This window comes from Pseudomonas sp. JV414 (genome assembly GCF_032424305.1).
Lineage (GTDB): Bacteria > Pseudomonadota > Gammaproteobacteria > Pseudomonadales > Pseudomonadaceae > Aquipseudomonas > Aquipseudomonas lini.
In genome coordinates this window covers 611,618-627,490 of sequence record NZ_VYKC01000022.1, presented here as the reverse complement: position 1 = coordinate 627,490, position 15,873 = coordinate 611,618, and the positions used below count along the sequence as shown (strand labels likewise).

The following is a 15,873-nucleotide window of genomic DNA, read 5'->3' as shown; positions in this document are numbered from 1 at the left end:
TTCGGCCACGCTGCCGAGCCTCTATGATCCCGGGGTCGCCATCAGACCCCAGCGCTATGTATCCCTCGCTCAGCACCTTCAAACCCTGCGACTTGCCAACGCTGCTGAACAGTCTGCAGCCGATTGCGCCGCTGCTCGATACCCTGGCGGACGTGGTGTTTTTCATCAAGGACCGCGAAGCCCGCTACGCCTTCGTCAACCAGACCCTGGCCCGACGTTGCGGTTTCAAACATCGCGAGGAACTGCTGGGGCTCACCGCCGAAATGGTCTTCCCGGAACGCTTTGGCCCGCTGTACACCGAACAGGATCGACGGGTCCTGTCCAGCGGACGTGAGCTGTCCGACCAGCTGGAATTGCACCTGTATTACGGCAATCAGCCAATCTGGTGCCTGACCCACAAGCTCGCCTTGCAAGATGAACAGGGTCAGATCGTTGGCCTGGCCGGAATCTCCCGCGACCTGCAATCACCCCAGTCCAACCACCCCGCGTTCCAGAAACTCGCCGCCGTTGATGCGCATATCCGCAGCCACTTCGCCCGCGCCATCAGCCTCGCCGAACTGACCGCCATCACCGGTTATTCCGTGGCGCAACTGGAGCGTCACTGCAAACGGGTTTTCCAGCTCACCCCACGGCAGATGATTCACAAGGCGCGCCTGGAAGAAGGTTCGCGGCTGTTACTGCACACCGACCTGCCGATCACCGAAATCGCCTTGCGCTGCGGCTATACCGACCATAGTGCGTTTAGCCGGCAGTTTCGTGCGTTGACCAGCTTGTCACCGAGCCAGTTTCGGGATAATCAGCGTTAGGTGGATGTGCGCGATTTGATCCTGGTTTTGAGGGTGTTCTTTCGGGCCTCATCGCGGGCAAACCCGCTCCCACAGGTATCTGCTTTGATCACAGGAATTTTGAACGACACCGATCACTGTGGGAGCGGGCTTGCCCGCGATGAGGCCCTGAAGACCACCACATAACTCAACATCAATATGACTGCCGCGCACAGCTGGTGAAAAAAGGGTATGGCTGTGCCTTGAGCACCAAGGTCCATTCCATGCCATTCAGAGGCGTACCCTTATTCTTCTTTCTGCACGAGATTGCCATCGGCGTCATAGACCAGAGACTCGTCAGGGTTGCTCGGATCCTCCACGTAGTAACGGGCTTCGTTGCCGTTATCAGGGACTTTCAGGCTGCTGTAGGAACCGAGTTTCTTGACCTGTTGGTTGTTTCGACTGATCAACACCAGCCCACTACTACTGCCGACCGGGACGGCGGCTGCGTAGCGGGTTTGAAATGAGTTGATCTGATTGTATTCCAGCGGAATCTGCAACCTGCCGGCCAGGTCGATGGCACCATAGCTGCGATCACGCCCGACCACCGCCATACCGTTGGAAAACGGCTCCACCTCGTCATACGGTAACTTGATGGGCAGCAGCGTCCCCTGGCGGTTGATAAAAGCAAATTTCCTGCTTTTAGCGTCCTGCACCAGCAGCGGCTGCTCGCCAAAAAACCGACCTATCACGTTGTAACCCTGGAGGTTGATCCGTTTACCTTCCAGGTCGAAAACGTCCTGACGACTCCGATCGGCTGAGCGGGTATAGAGGTAACCACCGTTTTGCTCGATCTCGGAAAACTGCGGCGGTAGAACCTCCTTGCCGGCCAGGGTATAGGCGCCGTAGTGGCCCTCCGTGGCGTACGTTTTGGTGCCGAGACGAGCGATGAACAGGTTGCCGCTCACGGTGGGGTTGACGAACTTCATCGGCAGCGTGAAACGGTGATTCCTGGAGTCGTAGAGCCCATAGGGGCCGTTGGTTTCACGCTCCACCAGCAGCAGGCCATCGTCCATTGTCTGCGTTATGTATTCGAACGGCAGGTCTACGAGTTTGTTGCTGCCAGCGGGGAAATAGGCGAGTTGGTCGCGCATTTCCTGCATGTCCGATTGAGGGTCGCTGGACTTTTTCAGCGTAAACAACGTGTAGATATCCGCCACCACGCTATCTTGCACCTGTACCCAACGTGGTTTGATCAACCACTGTCCGGCCGGATCGATGAAGCCGTAGCGATCGGATTTCCGGTCAAGGGCGATGTAACGCGTTTGCTCCCCAAGGACGTTGTGTACCTCGGTGATAACGGCGGTGTTGTCTTCCATCGGATCAAGCACATGAATGACGATACGTTGCGGGGTAGCCTCGAAGCGGTAGTCGGCCTCGGTGTTTTTCAACAGCCCTCCCCGGGTGGCAAGATCCTTGGTCAAATGCTCCAGCTGTTGTTGTACAGCCTGACTGGTCTTGAACTGCTCGAGATCATCCTTGGTCTGCAGCAGGGCTTTGTGAAAGTCACGCAACGCTGCAATATCGCCCTCCGAGGGGAAGGAACGGGTGTTGTTACCGTTGCTGTATAACGCCTTGCCCGCATCGGTCAAACCCTGCACCACGAAGGTCGATTTTTTGGGCGTACTCAGCCGCAGTGAGGCGCTTGAGTCACCAAGGGCCGTGAGCTGAAAATATTGGCCGTCGTCCAGGGTCACCTTCGGGTGGTCCTTGTCCAGGACCACTTTTTTGAACGCCGGATAGCTTCGGTAAGCGATCGTCAGGCCGAGACTCGCCAAGGGTTTGTTGACCGATAGTGCGATGGCTTCAGGGGACGGCACACTATCGTCCGGCTCGACCTTGGACTGCACGCTGACATCGGCGAAATTTTTCTCGCTGCCATCTCGAAAACGCAAGTGCTCCGGACGGTACTGGTGGGCCACCGACTCATCCGGCATGGCGGCGCGCTTCCAGAGAAGATCAAGGCTGCTGGTGTCAAAGCTCAATTCGGAACCATCGGCAAACAGCTTCTGAGCAAAACGCAGGTCCTGGATCGACGCCAGCGCAGTTTTCACCTGCGCACTGGTGAAGGGGACAAACAGCTCCTCGTATTGCAGCTCCTGCTCGCTGGCAGGCTTGGCTCCGTCAACGGTCAGGCTAAATTCCGATTCAATGACCAGCTCCAAAGCGCTGAGGGTTTCACCGGTGTCATGGATCAAGTAATTCAGACGCTTTTCCACGTCAGGCCGTGCCAGCGTGCCGATGTCCTCTACGCCGCCTTCGTTCATATCCTCGGCGGGGAAGTTGTCACTTACCGACGCACTGCTCTGGCGAAACAGGTAGTAGGACGTACAGCCCACCACTAACAGGGTCACGGCCAGTATCGACAGCAATCTCAAACGAGGCTGGGTAAAGTTCATTATGGCTTCGGTAGTCAAAGGGCTGGGAAGTGCCGGCAGCTAACCACACGGCATTGCGGACTGCAAATCGCCTGGACGGCTCTATGCCGGGGCGTGGAAGGGCTGAAGACGTTCGGCGTCTGTGAGTCAGTCTTCGCGGGCAAGCCTCGCTCCTACGGGTGGGTATCGATCACATGCCTCGTATGCGACACCAATACCTGTGGGAGCAGGCTTGCCCGCGATGGGGCCGGTGCAGCCACCACAAGACTCGGTGTCAGACCGTTAAACAAGCACTGTTTAAATGACACTTCCAGACACTCACCCAGGCTACACATCCTTGCGCCGTTGCCTACGACTACGCCAGAATCCGCCGGCTTGTACGCCTTGAGGCCGGGCTCTATCGTTTCCGGGTCGTTGACGAATCAGCGATCGGATTTGACCGTCCGAATCAATCAAGGCGCGCCAGCGTCCAAGACCTGTTTCAGGCATTGTCTGAAATCTCGTGTCGCGGTGGCTGTGCGTGGGACACCTTCGGGTGTGCCGGATTCCTTGATGTCCGGTCGGTCAACCCGCGTACAGCTGCCACCTTGTTCGTTTGACCGCGAACGGCGGTAGCTCCAGTCATCAAGGAGCTTCACCATGTTCAAAGCAACACCCAACCCACCGGAAACCGATCCAACCTCCCCCTACGAATCCCTCGATTCCAAAAAGCTCAACGAAGCCGCCGACCGCGCCCTCGACCACTACCTCAAACCACCCATCCCCAAAGACACCTAGCGCAAACCCAGCACCATTTACCACGTAGGCCCCAAGGTCGATAACGAAACCCTGCTGGTCAACGCCTGCGAATCCCTGGCGTCGGCGAGCATGATGCTCACTGAGTTCGCCGGGTTGATGGACATGCCACATCGCAACATGATGTTGGGGATTCAATCGGTGGTGATGCTTGGGGAGTTGGCGGCGAATCGAGTGCTGGATAACCTCGATCCGCGAGGTTAGCGAGGATGATCGTTCCCACGCGCAGCAAAGGAATGCCTCAACGGACGCTCTGCGTTCGGCTTTAGAGGGTGGGACGCGGAGCGTCCCGGGCTGCATTCCCACGCAGAGCGTGGGAACGATCAATATCACAGGAATTGTGAACGACACCGATCACTGTGGGAGCGGGCTTGCTCGCGAAGAGGCCGGTACAGCCACCACAAGGCTCGGTGTCAGACCGCTAAACAAGCACTGTTTAAATGACACTTCCAGACACTCACCCAGGCTACACATCCTTGCGCCGTTGCCTACGACTACGCCAGAATCCGCCGGCTTGTACGCCTTGAGGCCGGGCTCTATCGTTTCCGGGTCGCTGAAAAACAGCGATCGGGTTTCGCAGCCCGGGTCAATCAAGGCGCACAGCGCCACCGTTCCTTTTCAGATGACGTTTTTCGTTCGCTGAATTGCGTTATGGCGGCTGTGCGCGGGAGATCTTCGGGTCTGCCGGGTTCCTTGATTCCCGGTCTGCGAACCTGCGTACAGCTGCCACCTATCTTCGTTTCGCAGCGAACCGTGGCGGCTCCACTAATCAAGGAGCATTACTATGTTTAAAGCCACACCCAATCCCCCGGAAACCGATCCAACCTCCCCCTACGAATCCCTCGATTCCAAAAAACTCAACGAAGCCGCCGACCGCGCCCTCGATCACTACCTCAAGCCGCCCATCCCCAAAGACACCAAGCGCAAACCCAGCACCATTTACCATGTCGGCACCGAGGTCGATAACGAAACCCTGCTGGTTAACGCCTGCGAATCCCTGGCGTCCGCGAGCATGATGCTCAGTGAGTTCGCCGGATTGATGGACATGCCACATCGCAACATGATGTTGGGGATTCAATCGGTGGTGATGCTTGGGGAATTGGCGGTGAATCGGGTGTTGGATAACCTCGATCCGCGAGGTTAGCGAGGATGATCGTTCCCACGCTCTGCGTGGGAACGATCAGCAGAGCCCGGTGTTCCTTAAAGGGGCGCCCCGCACAACAATTGCTCCCATCTGTAACACCCGCCGTTGGGGGCCCAAACCTTCACGGCATCCCTCATCTCCAGTGGCGCCACCACAACACCTCTACCTCAAGCCCTGACGATTAATTCGCTCTTCTGCCTGGAAATAGGCACGTTGATTGCTATCGTTAATATCGTATACGAAATCCCCAATACGATATCCAACAGTACTTCACATCAACGAGGCCTCTATGAAAAACCCCGCATTTGCCGTAGCCCTCAGCGCTGTTCTCAGTACCTCCTTTATTGCCACCGCCCAGGCCGACAAGCTCGACGACATTATCGGTTCGGGCAAACTGCGCTGCGCCGTGACCCTGGACTTCCCGCCCATGGGTTTCCGTGATGAAGGCAACAACCCGGCCGGTTTCGACGTGGACTACTGCCGCGATCTGGCAAAAATCCTCGGAGTGGAGGCCGAAGTCGTAGAGACGCCATTCCCGGACCGCATTCCGGCGCTGGTCTCCGGCCGGGCCGACGTGATCGTCGCCTCCACCTCCGACACTCTCGAACGGGCAAAAACCGTCGGCCTCACCGTGCCTTACTTTGCCTTCCAGATGGTGGTGCTGACCCGCGACAACACTGGCATCAACAACTTCGCCGATATCAAAGGCAAAGCGCTGGGCAACACCAGCGGTACCTATGAAGCCATCGCCCTGGAGAAAGACGTGAAAAGCTGGGGCACCGGCACCTTCCGCGCCTATCAGTCACAGAACGACACTCTGCTGGCAGTCGCCCAGGGTCACATCGACGCCACCGTGGTCACCAACACTGTGGCCGCCGCCACGCTCAAATCGGGCAAATACAAGAACCTGAAAATCGCCGGTAACGCCCCGTACGTGATCGACTACGTCTCCCTCGGTGCCAAGCGCAACGAGTACGGTCTGCTCCGGTATCTCGACCTGTTCGTGAACCAGCAAGTGCGAACAGGCCGTTACAACGAGCTGTTCACCAAATGGGTCGGCACCGAGATTTCACCCACCGACCTGACCGTGCCAAAGGTCTATTACTGAGATGTCCGGCATGCCTGGGTCAATTTCTCTGACCGGTCGCAGCCTGGTCGCGGGCGCCGCCGAGGGCGCCCTGCTGTTCGCCGATGTGGGCTTGAGTTTCTGGGGCGGGGTCGATCCGTATAGCGGCGAGATCATTGACCGTCACCACCCGCTCAGCGGCGAGTACCTGGCCGGCCGCGTGCTGGCCATCCCCAGCGGTCGAGGCTCGTGCACCGGCAGTAGCGTGTTGATGGAGCTGATCAGCAACGGTCACGCACCGGCCGCACTGGTGCTGGCCGAGCCCGATGAGATCCTGACCCTGGGCGTGCTCGTGGCACAGACCATTTTCGAGCGTTCCCTGCCGGTGCTGTGCATCGGTCGGGAGGCCTTCGCCGCTCTGCGCGGCAAGGCCTTCGCTCGGGTCGAGGACACAACGCTGAGCCTGTTCGAGCACCTGCCGGGCGATGCCTGGCAGGCACTCGACAGCCCTTTGCCGAGCACCGATATCGGCACCGCGATCGCACTCACCGAACACGACCGGGCGCTGCTCGACGGCCAGCATGGCAAGGCCGCGCAGGTAGCGATGCAGATCGTCCTGCGCATGGCCGAACTGCAAGGTGCCCGACATTTGGTGGACGTCACCCAGGCGCACATCGATGGCTGCATCTACACGGGACCTGCGAGCCTGCGTTTTGCCCAACAGTTGGTGCAATGGGGAGCAACAGTGCGGGTGCCCACCACCCTCAATTCGATTTCCGTGGACCAGCGCCGCTGGCGGGAGCTGGGCATCGATCCGGCCCTCGGTGAACCGGCCAGTGCCTTGGGCGATGCTTATATGGCGATGGGCGCACAGCTGAGTTTCACCTGCGCGCCCTACCTGCTCGACAGCGCGCCGAAGGTTGGCGAGCAGATCGTCTGGGCCGAATCCAACGCGGTGGTCTACGCCAACAGCGTGCTCGGCGCACGCACCCTGAAATACCCGGACTACCTGGACATCTGCATCGCGCTGACCGGCCGCGCGCCCTTGATCGGCTGCCATCTGGACGCACAACGCAAGGCCCGACTGCAGATCGAGTTGCCCGCCCTGGGTGAACTGGACGACGCGTTCTACCCGTTGCTCGGTTACCACATCGGCGCGCTGGCGGGCAGCCGGATTCCACTGGTGCACGGGTTGGAAAACCGCCAGCCAAGCCTGGACGACCTCAAAGCGTTCGGCGCGGCATTTGCCACCACGTCCGCTGCACCACTGTTCCATATCGCCGGAGTAACTCCGGAAGCACTCGACCCAACACAGGTGCTGGAAGTGGATGAATCCATACCCGTGAAAAAAATCCGCCTGATCGATCTATTGGTCAGCTGGCGCGAACTCAACAGTGCCCGCGACAACCGGGTGGATGTGGTGTCGTTGGGCAATCCGCATTTCTCCCTCAGCGAGTTCGCCCACCTCGCGCGGCTGTGCCTCGGTCGGCACAAACACCCAGACGTGGTCCTCGCCATTACCTGCGGCCGTGCCGTGCTGGAGCAGGCTCGCGAAGCCGGGCATATCGCCGTGATCGAAGCTTTCGGCGCCACCCTGGTCACCGATACCTGCTGGTGCATGCTCGGCGAACCGGTGATCCCGCTGGCCGCAAAAACCTTGATGACCAACTCCGGCAAATACGCCCATTACGCACCCGGCCTGGTGGGCCGCAAAGTGCATTTCGCCAGCCTCAAAGAATGCGTCGATGCCGCCTGCAATGCCACCGCCAGCGGGCGCCTGCCGACGTGGTTACAACCTGCCGCCCTACTGGAGAGCCCTGCGCATGTTTGACTACAGTTTCCAATGGCGCTCAGCGCTGCGCGCCCTGCCGGACATGCTCGCCGGTGCCCTGGTCACCTTCGAGACCGCGGCGTTGTCGATGATCTTCGGTGTGCTGATCGCCCTCGGCCTGACGGTGATGCGTGAAGCCAAACACCCGTTGCTGCGTGGCTTTGGCAACGGCTGGGTATCGATCGCGCGCAACACCCCGTCGCTGTTCCAGATCTACGTCCTCTACTTCGGCCTCGGCTCTCTGGGCATGCACGTCAGTTCATGGCTCGCCCTGCTGGCCGGGATCACCTTCAACAATGCCGGGTATCTGGCGGAGAACTTTCGCGGTGGCCTCAAGGCCGTACCGGACACACAAGTGCGCGCCGCACGTTCGCTGGGCATGAGTGCCTTTCAGGCCTACCGCATGATCATCGTCCCGCAGTTGCTGCGGATCGTCTTCTACCCGCTGACCAATCAAATGGTCTGGGCGGTGCTGATGACGTCACTGGGGGTGATCGTCGGGCTGAACAATGACCTGACCGGCGTGACCCAGGACTACAACGTCAAAACGTTCCGCACCTTCGAGTTCTTCGCCATCGCAGCGGTGCTGTATTACCTGATTGCCAAGGCGATCGTCGCGGCAGCCCGGCTGATGGCCTGGCGGTTGTTCCGTTACTGAGGAGCTGTGCATGTTTTCCACCGGTTTTTCCTCCAATGACCTGTTGTTCCTGCTCAATGGCGCCTGGGTCACGCTGCAACTGACGTTCTGGTCGATCATGCTCGGCTCCCTCGCCGGCTTGCTCTTCGGACTGCTGCGGGCCTTGTTGCCGCGGGCCAGTTTGCCCCTGGCCTGGGTGCTGGACGTGTTTCGCAGCGTGCCGTTGCTGATCCAGTTCGTGCTGTTCAACTCACTCAAAAGCATCGTCGGCTTGAACATCAGCGCCTTCAGCGTCGGCTGCATTGTGCTGGGGGTTTACGCCGCCGCGTACTTCACCGAGATCGTGCGTGCAGGCGTGTTGTCGGTGCCGTTCACCGTGCGCCGGGCCAGTCGTTCACTGGGGCTGAGTTTCTTGCAGGACCTGCGCTGGATCGTCCTGCCGATGGCCACCCGGGTGGCTTTTCCGGGCTGGCTGAATCTGGTGCTCGGCGTGATGAAAGACACCGCGCTGGTGATGTGGATCGGCATCGTCGAACTGCTGCGCGCTTCGCAAACCATCGTCACCCGCATCCAGGAACCGTTGCTGGTGCTGTGCATCGCGGGCCTTATTTACTACGTCATGAGCCTGGTGGTCGCACGCCTGGGCGCTCGTCTGGAAAGAAGGTGGCAAGAAAATGATTGAGATCGACAACGTACATAAATCCTTCGGCGACCTCGCCGTGGTCAAGGGTGTCAGCCTGACGGTAAACAAGGGCGAGGTGGTGTCGATCATCGGCGGTTCGGGCTCCGGCAAATCGACCCTGCTGATGTGCATCAACGGCCTGGAACCGATCCAGAAAGGCAACATCCGCGTCGACGGCGTCGAGGTCCATCACAGCGCCACCGACCTCAACCGCCTGCGGCAGAAAATCGGCATTGTGTTCCAGCAATGGAATGCCTTCCCGCATCTGACGGTGCTCGAAAACGTGATGCTGGCGCCGCGCAAAGTCTTGGGTAAAAGCAAGGCCGAAGCCGAGGAACTGGCGGTGCGACAACTGACCCACGTGGGCCTTGCCGACAAGCTCAAGACTTTCCCTGGCAAGTTGTCCGGAGGCCAGCAACAACGCATGGCCATCGCTCGCGCCTTGGCCATGTCGCCGGATTACATGCTGTTCGACGAGGCCACGTCGGCCCTCGATCCGCAATTGGTCGGTGAGGTGCTGGACACCATGCGCATGCTCGCCGAAGACGGCATGACCATGGTGCTGGTGACCCACGAAATCCGCTTTGCCCGCGATGTCTCCGACCGCGTGGCGTTCTTTCGCAATGGCCTGGTGCACGAGATCGGCTCGCCGGATCAGGTGATCGGTAATCCGGTGCATGCGGAAACGGCGGCATTTCTGAAATCGGTGAAGTAACGGATGGCCCCATCGCGGGCAAGCCCGCTCCCACAAGGGTTGTTGGTGTACGCAAAATCGGTGGCCAACCCAAATCACTGTGAGAGGTGATTAGTAACCCGGTGCATATGGAGACTGCGGCATTTCTGAAATCGGTGAAGTAACGGATGGCCCCATCGCGGGCAAGCCCGCTCCCACAGGTATCTGTGTTGGCCACCAACTTTGTGTACACCAATAACCCTGTGGGAGCGGGCTTGCCCGCGATGAGGCCCTGACAGACGCAACAAGGAGAAGGCAATGCGCTCATCGAAAGTGATTCATGTAGTCAGCTGTCACGCCGAAGGCGAAGTCGGCGATGTGATCGTCGGCGGCGTCGCCCCGCCACCGGGCGCCACCGTGTGGGAGCAATCGCGCTGGATCGCCAAGGATCAGACACTGCGCAACTTCGTGCTCAACGAGCCTCGCGGCGGCGTATTCCGTCACGTCAACCTGCTGGTGCCGGCCAAGGATCCTCGGGCGCAAATGGCCTGGATCATCATGGAACCGGCGGACACGCCACCGATGTCCGGCTCCAACTCGCTGTGCGTCGCCACGGTGCTGCTCGACAGCGGCATTCTACCGATGACCGAACCGCAAACCCGATTGGTGCTCGAAGCGCCCGGCGGCCTGATCGAGGCCGTGGCCGATTGCCGTGATGGCAAGGTCGAGCGGGTAGAAATCAAGAACGTGCCCTCCTTCGCTGACCGCCTCGACGCCTGGATCGAAGTCGAAGGCCTCGGCTCGTTGCAGGTCGACACTGCGTATGGCGGCGACAGCTTTGTGATCGCCGACGCCGAACGCCTGGGCTTTTCCATTCGTCCTGATGAGGCTGCCGACCTGGTGGCGGTCGGGTTGAAAATCACTCGCGCGGCCAATGAACAATTGGGCTTCGTCCATCCGCTGAACCCCGAGTGGTCACATATTTCTTTCTGCCAGATTGCCGCGCCCATCGTCGTTGAAAACGGCATCGCCACCGGCGCCAACGCGGTGGTGATTCAACCCGGCAAGATCGACCGCTCACCCACCGGCACCGGCTGCTCGGCGCGCATGGCGGTGCTGCAGGCCAAGGGCTTGATGCAGGTGGGCGAGCGCTTTATTGGCCGTTCGATCATCGGTTCCGAATTCCACTGCCGCATCGACTCCCTGACCGAAGTGGCCGGACGCCCGGCGATCTACCCATGCATTTCCGGCCGGGCCTGGATCACCGGCACTCATCAATTGCTGCTCGATCCGAGCGATCCGTGGCCACAGGGCTATCGCCTGTCTGACACCTGGCCGGGTGCCTGACGCCGAACCGAAGAGCTTTTGTGGCGAGGGGGTTGCTGTGGTGAGAGAACTACCTGTGGCGAGGGGGCTTGCCCCCGTTGGGCTGCGAAGCGGCCCTGAAATCAGCCGCCGCTACCTTCTAGAAAGACCACGTGTGCTGATTTTACGACTGCTTCGCAGCCGAACGGGGGCAAGCCCCCTCGCCACAAAAGCTCCCTAGCCACAGGGATTTCACCCACAGAAAAAACCTGATTGATTGAAAAAAACACTAGCCGAATATTGCCACTTAAAATATCGTATACGAAATACAATTAACGAACCGGAGGCAACAATGAGCAAGCGTATTAACTGGAGTGGCGTCTTCCCCGCGGTGACCACTCAATTCAACGATGACTTCACCATCAACCTGGAAAAAACCCATCAGGTGATTTCCAACGTGATCCGTGATGGCGTATCAGGCCTGGTGGTGTGCGGTTCGGTGGGGGAAAACACCTCATTGAGCGCCGAAGAAAAAATCGCCGTGACCGAAGTCGCGGTCGACGCCTCCCGGGGTCGCGTGCCAGTGATCTGCGGTGTAGCCGAGTTCACCAGCGTGCAAGCGGCCAAGGTCGCCAATGCCGTGCGCCGGGTCGGTGTCGACGGCGTGATGCTGATGCCGGCGCTGGTCTACGGTTCCAAGCCGTTCGAAACTGCCGAGCACTACCGCTACGTGGCGAAAAACGCCGACGTACCGTTGATGGTCTACAACAACCCGCCGATCTACAAAAACGACGTCACCCCGGACATCCTGATTTCCCTGGCCGACTGCGACAACGTGGTGTGCTTCAAGGATTCCTCCGGCGATACCCGCCGCTTCATCGACGTGCGCAATGAAGTCGGCGACCGCTTCGTGCTGTTCGCCGGTCTCGACGACGTGGTGCTGGAAAGCATCGCGGTGGGTGCCGAAGGCTGGGTCTCGGGCATGTCCAACGTGTTCCCGAAAGAAGGCGAAACTATCTTCCGCCTGGCCAAGGCCGGTCGCTTCGCCGAAGCCATGCCGATCTACGAATGGCTGATGCCGATCCTGCACCTCGATGCCCGTGCCGACTTGGTGCAGTGCATCAAGCTCTGCGAAGCCATCGCCGGTCGCGGCAGCGCGCTGACCCGTCCGCCACGCCTGGCACTGCCAGAAGCCGATCGGGTGTTCGTCGAGCAGATCATGGCCAAGGCCTTGGCTAACCGTCCGGAGTTGCCCGACGTCGGTCTCTGAGTGATTGCCGGGCGGGTCTTTGCGGACCCGGCCCGGCTGCCTGTTTTTGCGCCTCTACAGGAAACGCCAGCATGTCCAATCCTCTACACACGCAAAGCGCAACCACCTCCTCGGGACTCAAACGCGTAGTGGCCGCCGCCATGGCCGGCACCGTCGCCGAGTGGTATGAATTCTTTCTCTACGGCACCGCCTCCGCACTGGTCTTCGGCCAGTTGTTCTTCCGCCAGACTGACAGCCCCATCGACGGCATCATCGCCGCTTTCGCCCTGTACGCCGTCGGCTTTCTCGCTCGACCGTTGGGCGGTCTGGTGTTCGGTCACTACGGTGACAAGTTCGGCCGCAAACGCCTGCTGCAACTGAGCCTGGTGGTGGTCGGCATTACCACCTTCCTGATGGGATGCCTGCCTGGCTTCGACAGCATCGGCTATGCCGCGCCGGTATTATTGGTGCTGCTGCGGCTGATCCAGGGCTTTGCCTTTGGCGGTGAATGGGGCGGTGCGATTCTGCTGGTGTCTGAACACTGCCCCGACAACCGTCGCGGCTTCTGGGCCAGTTGGCCGCAAGCCGGGGTGCCGGCCGGCAACCTGGTGGCCACGGTCGCGCTGTTGCTGTTGTCGTCGAACCTGTCGGAGGAACAATTCCTCGCCTGGGGTTGGCGCGTGGCGTTCTGGTTCTCGGCGGTGGTGGTGCTGATCGGCTACTGGATTCGCACCAGCGTCGATGACGCGCCGATCTTCAAAGAAGCCCAGGCCCGTCAGGCACAGACCAAGCAGCAACAGATGGGTGTGGTCGAAGTGCTGCGTCATCACTGGCGCGCCGTGCTGGTGGGGATTGGCGCACGCTTTGCCGAGAACATTCTCTATTACACCGTGGTCACCTTTTCGATCACCTACCTGAAACTGGTGGTGCACAAGGACACCTCGGAAATACTGCTGCTGATGTTCGGCGCGCACTTGGTGCACTTTTTCCTGATTCCGTTGATGGGATATTTGTCGGATATCGTCGGGCGCAAACCGATCTACCTGACCGGCGCGGTGCTCACTGCGTTCTGGGGCTTTATCGGTTTCCCGATGATGGACACCGGCAATAACTGGCTGATCATGGCGGCGATCATTCTGGGCCTGGGCATCGAGTCGATGACCTATGCGCCCTACTCGGCGCTGATGGCCGAAATGTTCCCGACCCATGTGCGCTATACCGCCCTTTCGCTGTGCTACCAAGTGGCGCCGATCTTCGCCGGTTCCCTGGCACCGCTGATCGCCATCACTTTGCTCAACAAATATCAAAGCTCGACACCGATCGCCTGGTACCTGGTGGGTGCTGCGCTGATCTCCATCGTCGCCGTCGGCCTGACCCGGGAAACCCGTGGCAAGTCGTTGCACCAAGTGGATGCGGAATCTGCTGCGCGTATTGCTGCGCTAGATAGCGCCGTGCCGGCCACACGCCAGGGTGATTCACTGGCCTGAGCCCAATACCTGTAGGAGCGAGGCTTGCCCGCGAAGGCGCCATCACATTCAACATTGATGTCGACTGACACGCCGTCTTCGCGGGCAAGCCTCGCTCCTACAGGGGACCTACCTTTCCCGACAGGAGTTTTCCATGCCCGAAATCATCGGCCACAACTACATCGGCGGTGCCCGTAGCGCCGCTGGCAGCATCACCCTGCACAGCCACGATGCCAGCACCGGCGAAGCGCTACCCTTCTCTTTCACGCAAGCCACCGCCGAGGAAGTGGACGCCGCCGCCCAGGCCGCTGCGGCTGCTTATCCGTTCTTCCGCAATCTGCCGGCAACTCGCCGTGCAGAATTTCTTGAGGCCATCGCCGCACAACTGGATGCGTTGGATGACGAATTCGTCGCCCTTGTCACCCGCGAAACCGCCTTGCCGACCGGACGCATTCAAGGTGAGCGCAGCCGTACCAGCAACCAAATGCGCCTGTTCGCTCAGGTGCTGCGCCGGGGCGATTTCTATGGTGCGCGCATCGACCGCGCCTTGCCCGAACGTCAGCCACTGCCACGGGTCGACCTGCGCCAATACCGGATCGGCGTCGGTCCGGTGGCCGTGTTCGGCGCCAGTAATTTCCCGCTGGCCTTTTCCACCGCCGGCGGTGACACCGCTGCCGCCTTGGCCGCCGGTTGCCCGGTGGTGTTCAAGGCCCACAGCGGACACATGGCGACCGCCGAACGCGTGGCCAATGCAATCATCCGCGCCGCCGAACAAACCGACATGCCCAAAGGTGTGTTCAACATGATCTACGGCGCAGGCGTCGGTGAGGCGCTGGTCAAGCATCCGGCGATCCAGGCCGTCGGTTTCACCGGCTCGCTAAAGGGCGGTCGCGCCCTCTGTGACATGGCCGCCGCACGGCCACAACCGATCCCGGTGTTCGCCGAAATGAGCAGCATCAACCCGGTACTGGTATTGCCGGAAGCCCTGCTCGTGCGTGGCGAGAAAATCGCCGGTGAACTGGTGGCGTCGGTGGTCCAGGGTTGCGGTCAGTTCTGTACCAATCCGGGGTTGGTGATCGGTATGCGCTCACCCCACTTCAGCGCTTTCACCGCGCGGCTCAGTACCTTGATGGCCGAACAACCGGCGCAAACCATGCTCAACGCCGGCACCCTTGGCAGCTACGAAAAAGGTGTGCAGGCCCTGCTCGACCATCCGGGAATAATCCGCTTGGCGGGCCAGGATCAGCACGGCAATCAGGCGCGGCCGCAACTGTTCAAGGCCGACGTCAGTCTGCTGCTCAAGGGTGATCCGCTGTTGCAGGAGGAAGTGTTCGGCCCGACCACCCTCGTCGTCGAAGTAGCCGACAAGGCCGAGTTGCGACAAGCGCTGAACAGTTTGCACGGTCAACTCACCGCCACGTTGATTGGCGAAACGCAGGACCTGAAGGAACACGCCGATCTGCTGGTGCAGCTGGAACAAAAGGTCGGCCGGGTGCTGTTCAACGGCTACCCCACTGGCGTCGAAGTCTGCGATGCCATGGTGCATGGCGGGCCTTATCCAGCGACCTCCGACGCCCGTGGCACTTCGGTCGGCAGCCTGGCCATCGAGCGCTTCCTGCGCCCGGTGTGCTACCAGAACTGCCCGGACGCCCTGTTGCCCGACGCCCTGAAAAACGCCAACCCGTTGGGCATTGCGCGACTGGTTGATGGCAATATCCACCGCGAACCGGTTTAACAAACACGACCTCCTGTAGGAGCGAGGCTTGCCCGCGAAGAATGCACCGCGATTTTTCAGGTATTACGCGTCATCGTTCTTCGCGGGC

The 15,873-nt window shown here is 60.2% G+C and carries 12 protein-coding genes and 1 pseudogene; 12 read left to right on the top strand and 1 reads right to left on the bottom strand.

Features of this window, described 5'->3' with window-relative positions:
* Positions 1–56: 56 nt before the first annotated feature.
* Positions 57–806: an AraC family transcriptional regulator gene (locus F6R97_RS26780; protein ID WP_315867375.1), complete on the top strand. Its 750-nt coding sequence runs from the start codon at positions 57–59 to the stop codon at positions 804–806.
* A gap of 263 nt (positions 807–1,069) precedes the next feature.
* Here the strand turns inward: F6R97_RS26780 and F6R97_RS26775 are convergent, their stop codons facing one another.
* Entirely contained in the window at positions 1,070–3,223 is a 2,154-nt protein-coding gene (locus tag F6R97_RS26775; protein WP_038980168.1) for a WG repeat-containing protein, read from the bottom strand.
* Between the two features lie 618 nt (positions 3,224–3,841).
* Between F6R97_RS26775 and F6R97_RS26770 the strand changes: the two are divergent.
* The 11 genes and pseudogenes from F6R97_RS26770 (at position 3,842) to F6R97_RS26720 (ending at position 15,785) form a co-directional block, all read left to right on the top strand.
* Positions 3,842–4,201, top strand: a pseudogene (locus F6R97_RS26770) (DUF6124 family protein).
* A gap of 580 nt (positions 4,202–4,781) precedes the next feature.
* On the top strand, positions 4,782–5,141 hold the full coding sequence (locus F6R97_RS26765) for a DUF6124 family protein (RefSeq protein ID WP_048395046.1): 360 nt from the start codon (positions 4,782–4,784) through the stop codon (positions 5,139–5,141).
* Between the two features lie 289 nt (positions 5,142–5,430).
* Positions 5,431–6,249: a transporter substrate-binding domain-containing protein gene (locus tag F6R97_RS26760; protein ID WP_038980166.1), complete on the top strand. Its 819-nt coding sequence runs from the start codon at positions 5,431–5,433 to the stop codon at positions 6,247–6,249.
* A 10-nt stretch (positions 6,250–6,259) separates the two neighbouring features.
* A complete protein-coding gene (locus F6R97_RS26755; protein WP_038980275.1) occupies positions 6,260–8,038 on the top strand; it encodes an aconitase X in 1,779 nt (592 codons plus the stop codon).
* Complete coding sequence (locus F6R97_RS26750) at positions 8,031–8,696, top strand: amino acid ABC transporter permease (RefSeq protein ID WP_038980165.1); 666 nt, start codon at positions 8,031–8,033, stop codon at positions 8,694–8,696. Before F6R97_RS26755 ends, F6R97_RS26750 begins: the two co-directional genes overlap by 8 nt.
* Before the next feature lie 10 nt (positions 8,697–8,706).
* A complete protein-coding gene (locus F6R97_RS26745) occupies positions 8,707–9,357 on the top strand; it encodes an amino acid ABC transporter permease (RefSeq protein WP_038980164.1) in 651 nt (216 codons plus the stop codon).
* Positions 9,350–10,072: an amino acid ABC transporter ATP-binding protein gene (locus F6R97_RS26740; RefSeq protein ID WP_038980163.1), complete on the top strand. Its 723-nt coding sequence runs from the start codon at positions 9,350–9,352 to the stop codon at positions 10,070–10,072. Before F6R97_RS26745 ends, F6R97_RS26740 begins: the two co-directional genes overlap by 8 nt.
* A gap of 276 nt (positions 10,073–10,348) precedes the next feature.
* Entirely contained in the window at positions 10,349–11,377 is a 1,029-nt protein-coding gene (locus F6R97_RS26735; protein WP_048395047.1) for a trans-3-hydroxy-L-proline dehydratase, read from the top strand.
* Positions 11,378–11,687: 310 nt separating this feature from the next.
* A complete protein-coding gene (locus F6R97_RS26730) occupies positions 11,688–12,605 on the top strand; it encodes a dihydrodipicolinate synthase family protein (protein WP_038980161.1) in 918 nt (305 codons plus the stop codon).
* 71 nt (positions 12,606–12,676) lie between these two features.
* A complete protein-coding gene (abaF, locus tag F6R97_RS26725) occupies positions 12,677–14,071 on the top strand; it encodes a fosfomycin efflux MFS transporter AbaF (protein WP_315867374.1) in 1,395 nt (464 codons plus the stop codon).
* Between the two features lie 133 nt (positions 14,072–14,204).
* Positions 14,205–15,785 carry an aldehyde dehydrogenase (NADP(+)) gene (locus F6R97_RS26720; protein ID WP_315867373.1) on the top strand — a complete coding sequence of 527 codons (1,581 nt, stop codon included), beginning with the start codon at positions 14,205–14,207 and terminating at the stop codon, positions 15,783–15,785.
* Positions 15,786–15,873: the final 88 nt, after the last annotated feature.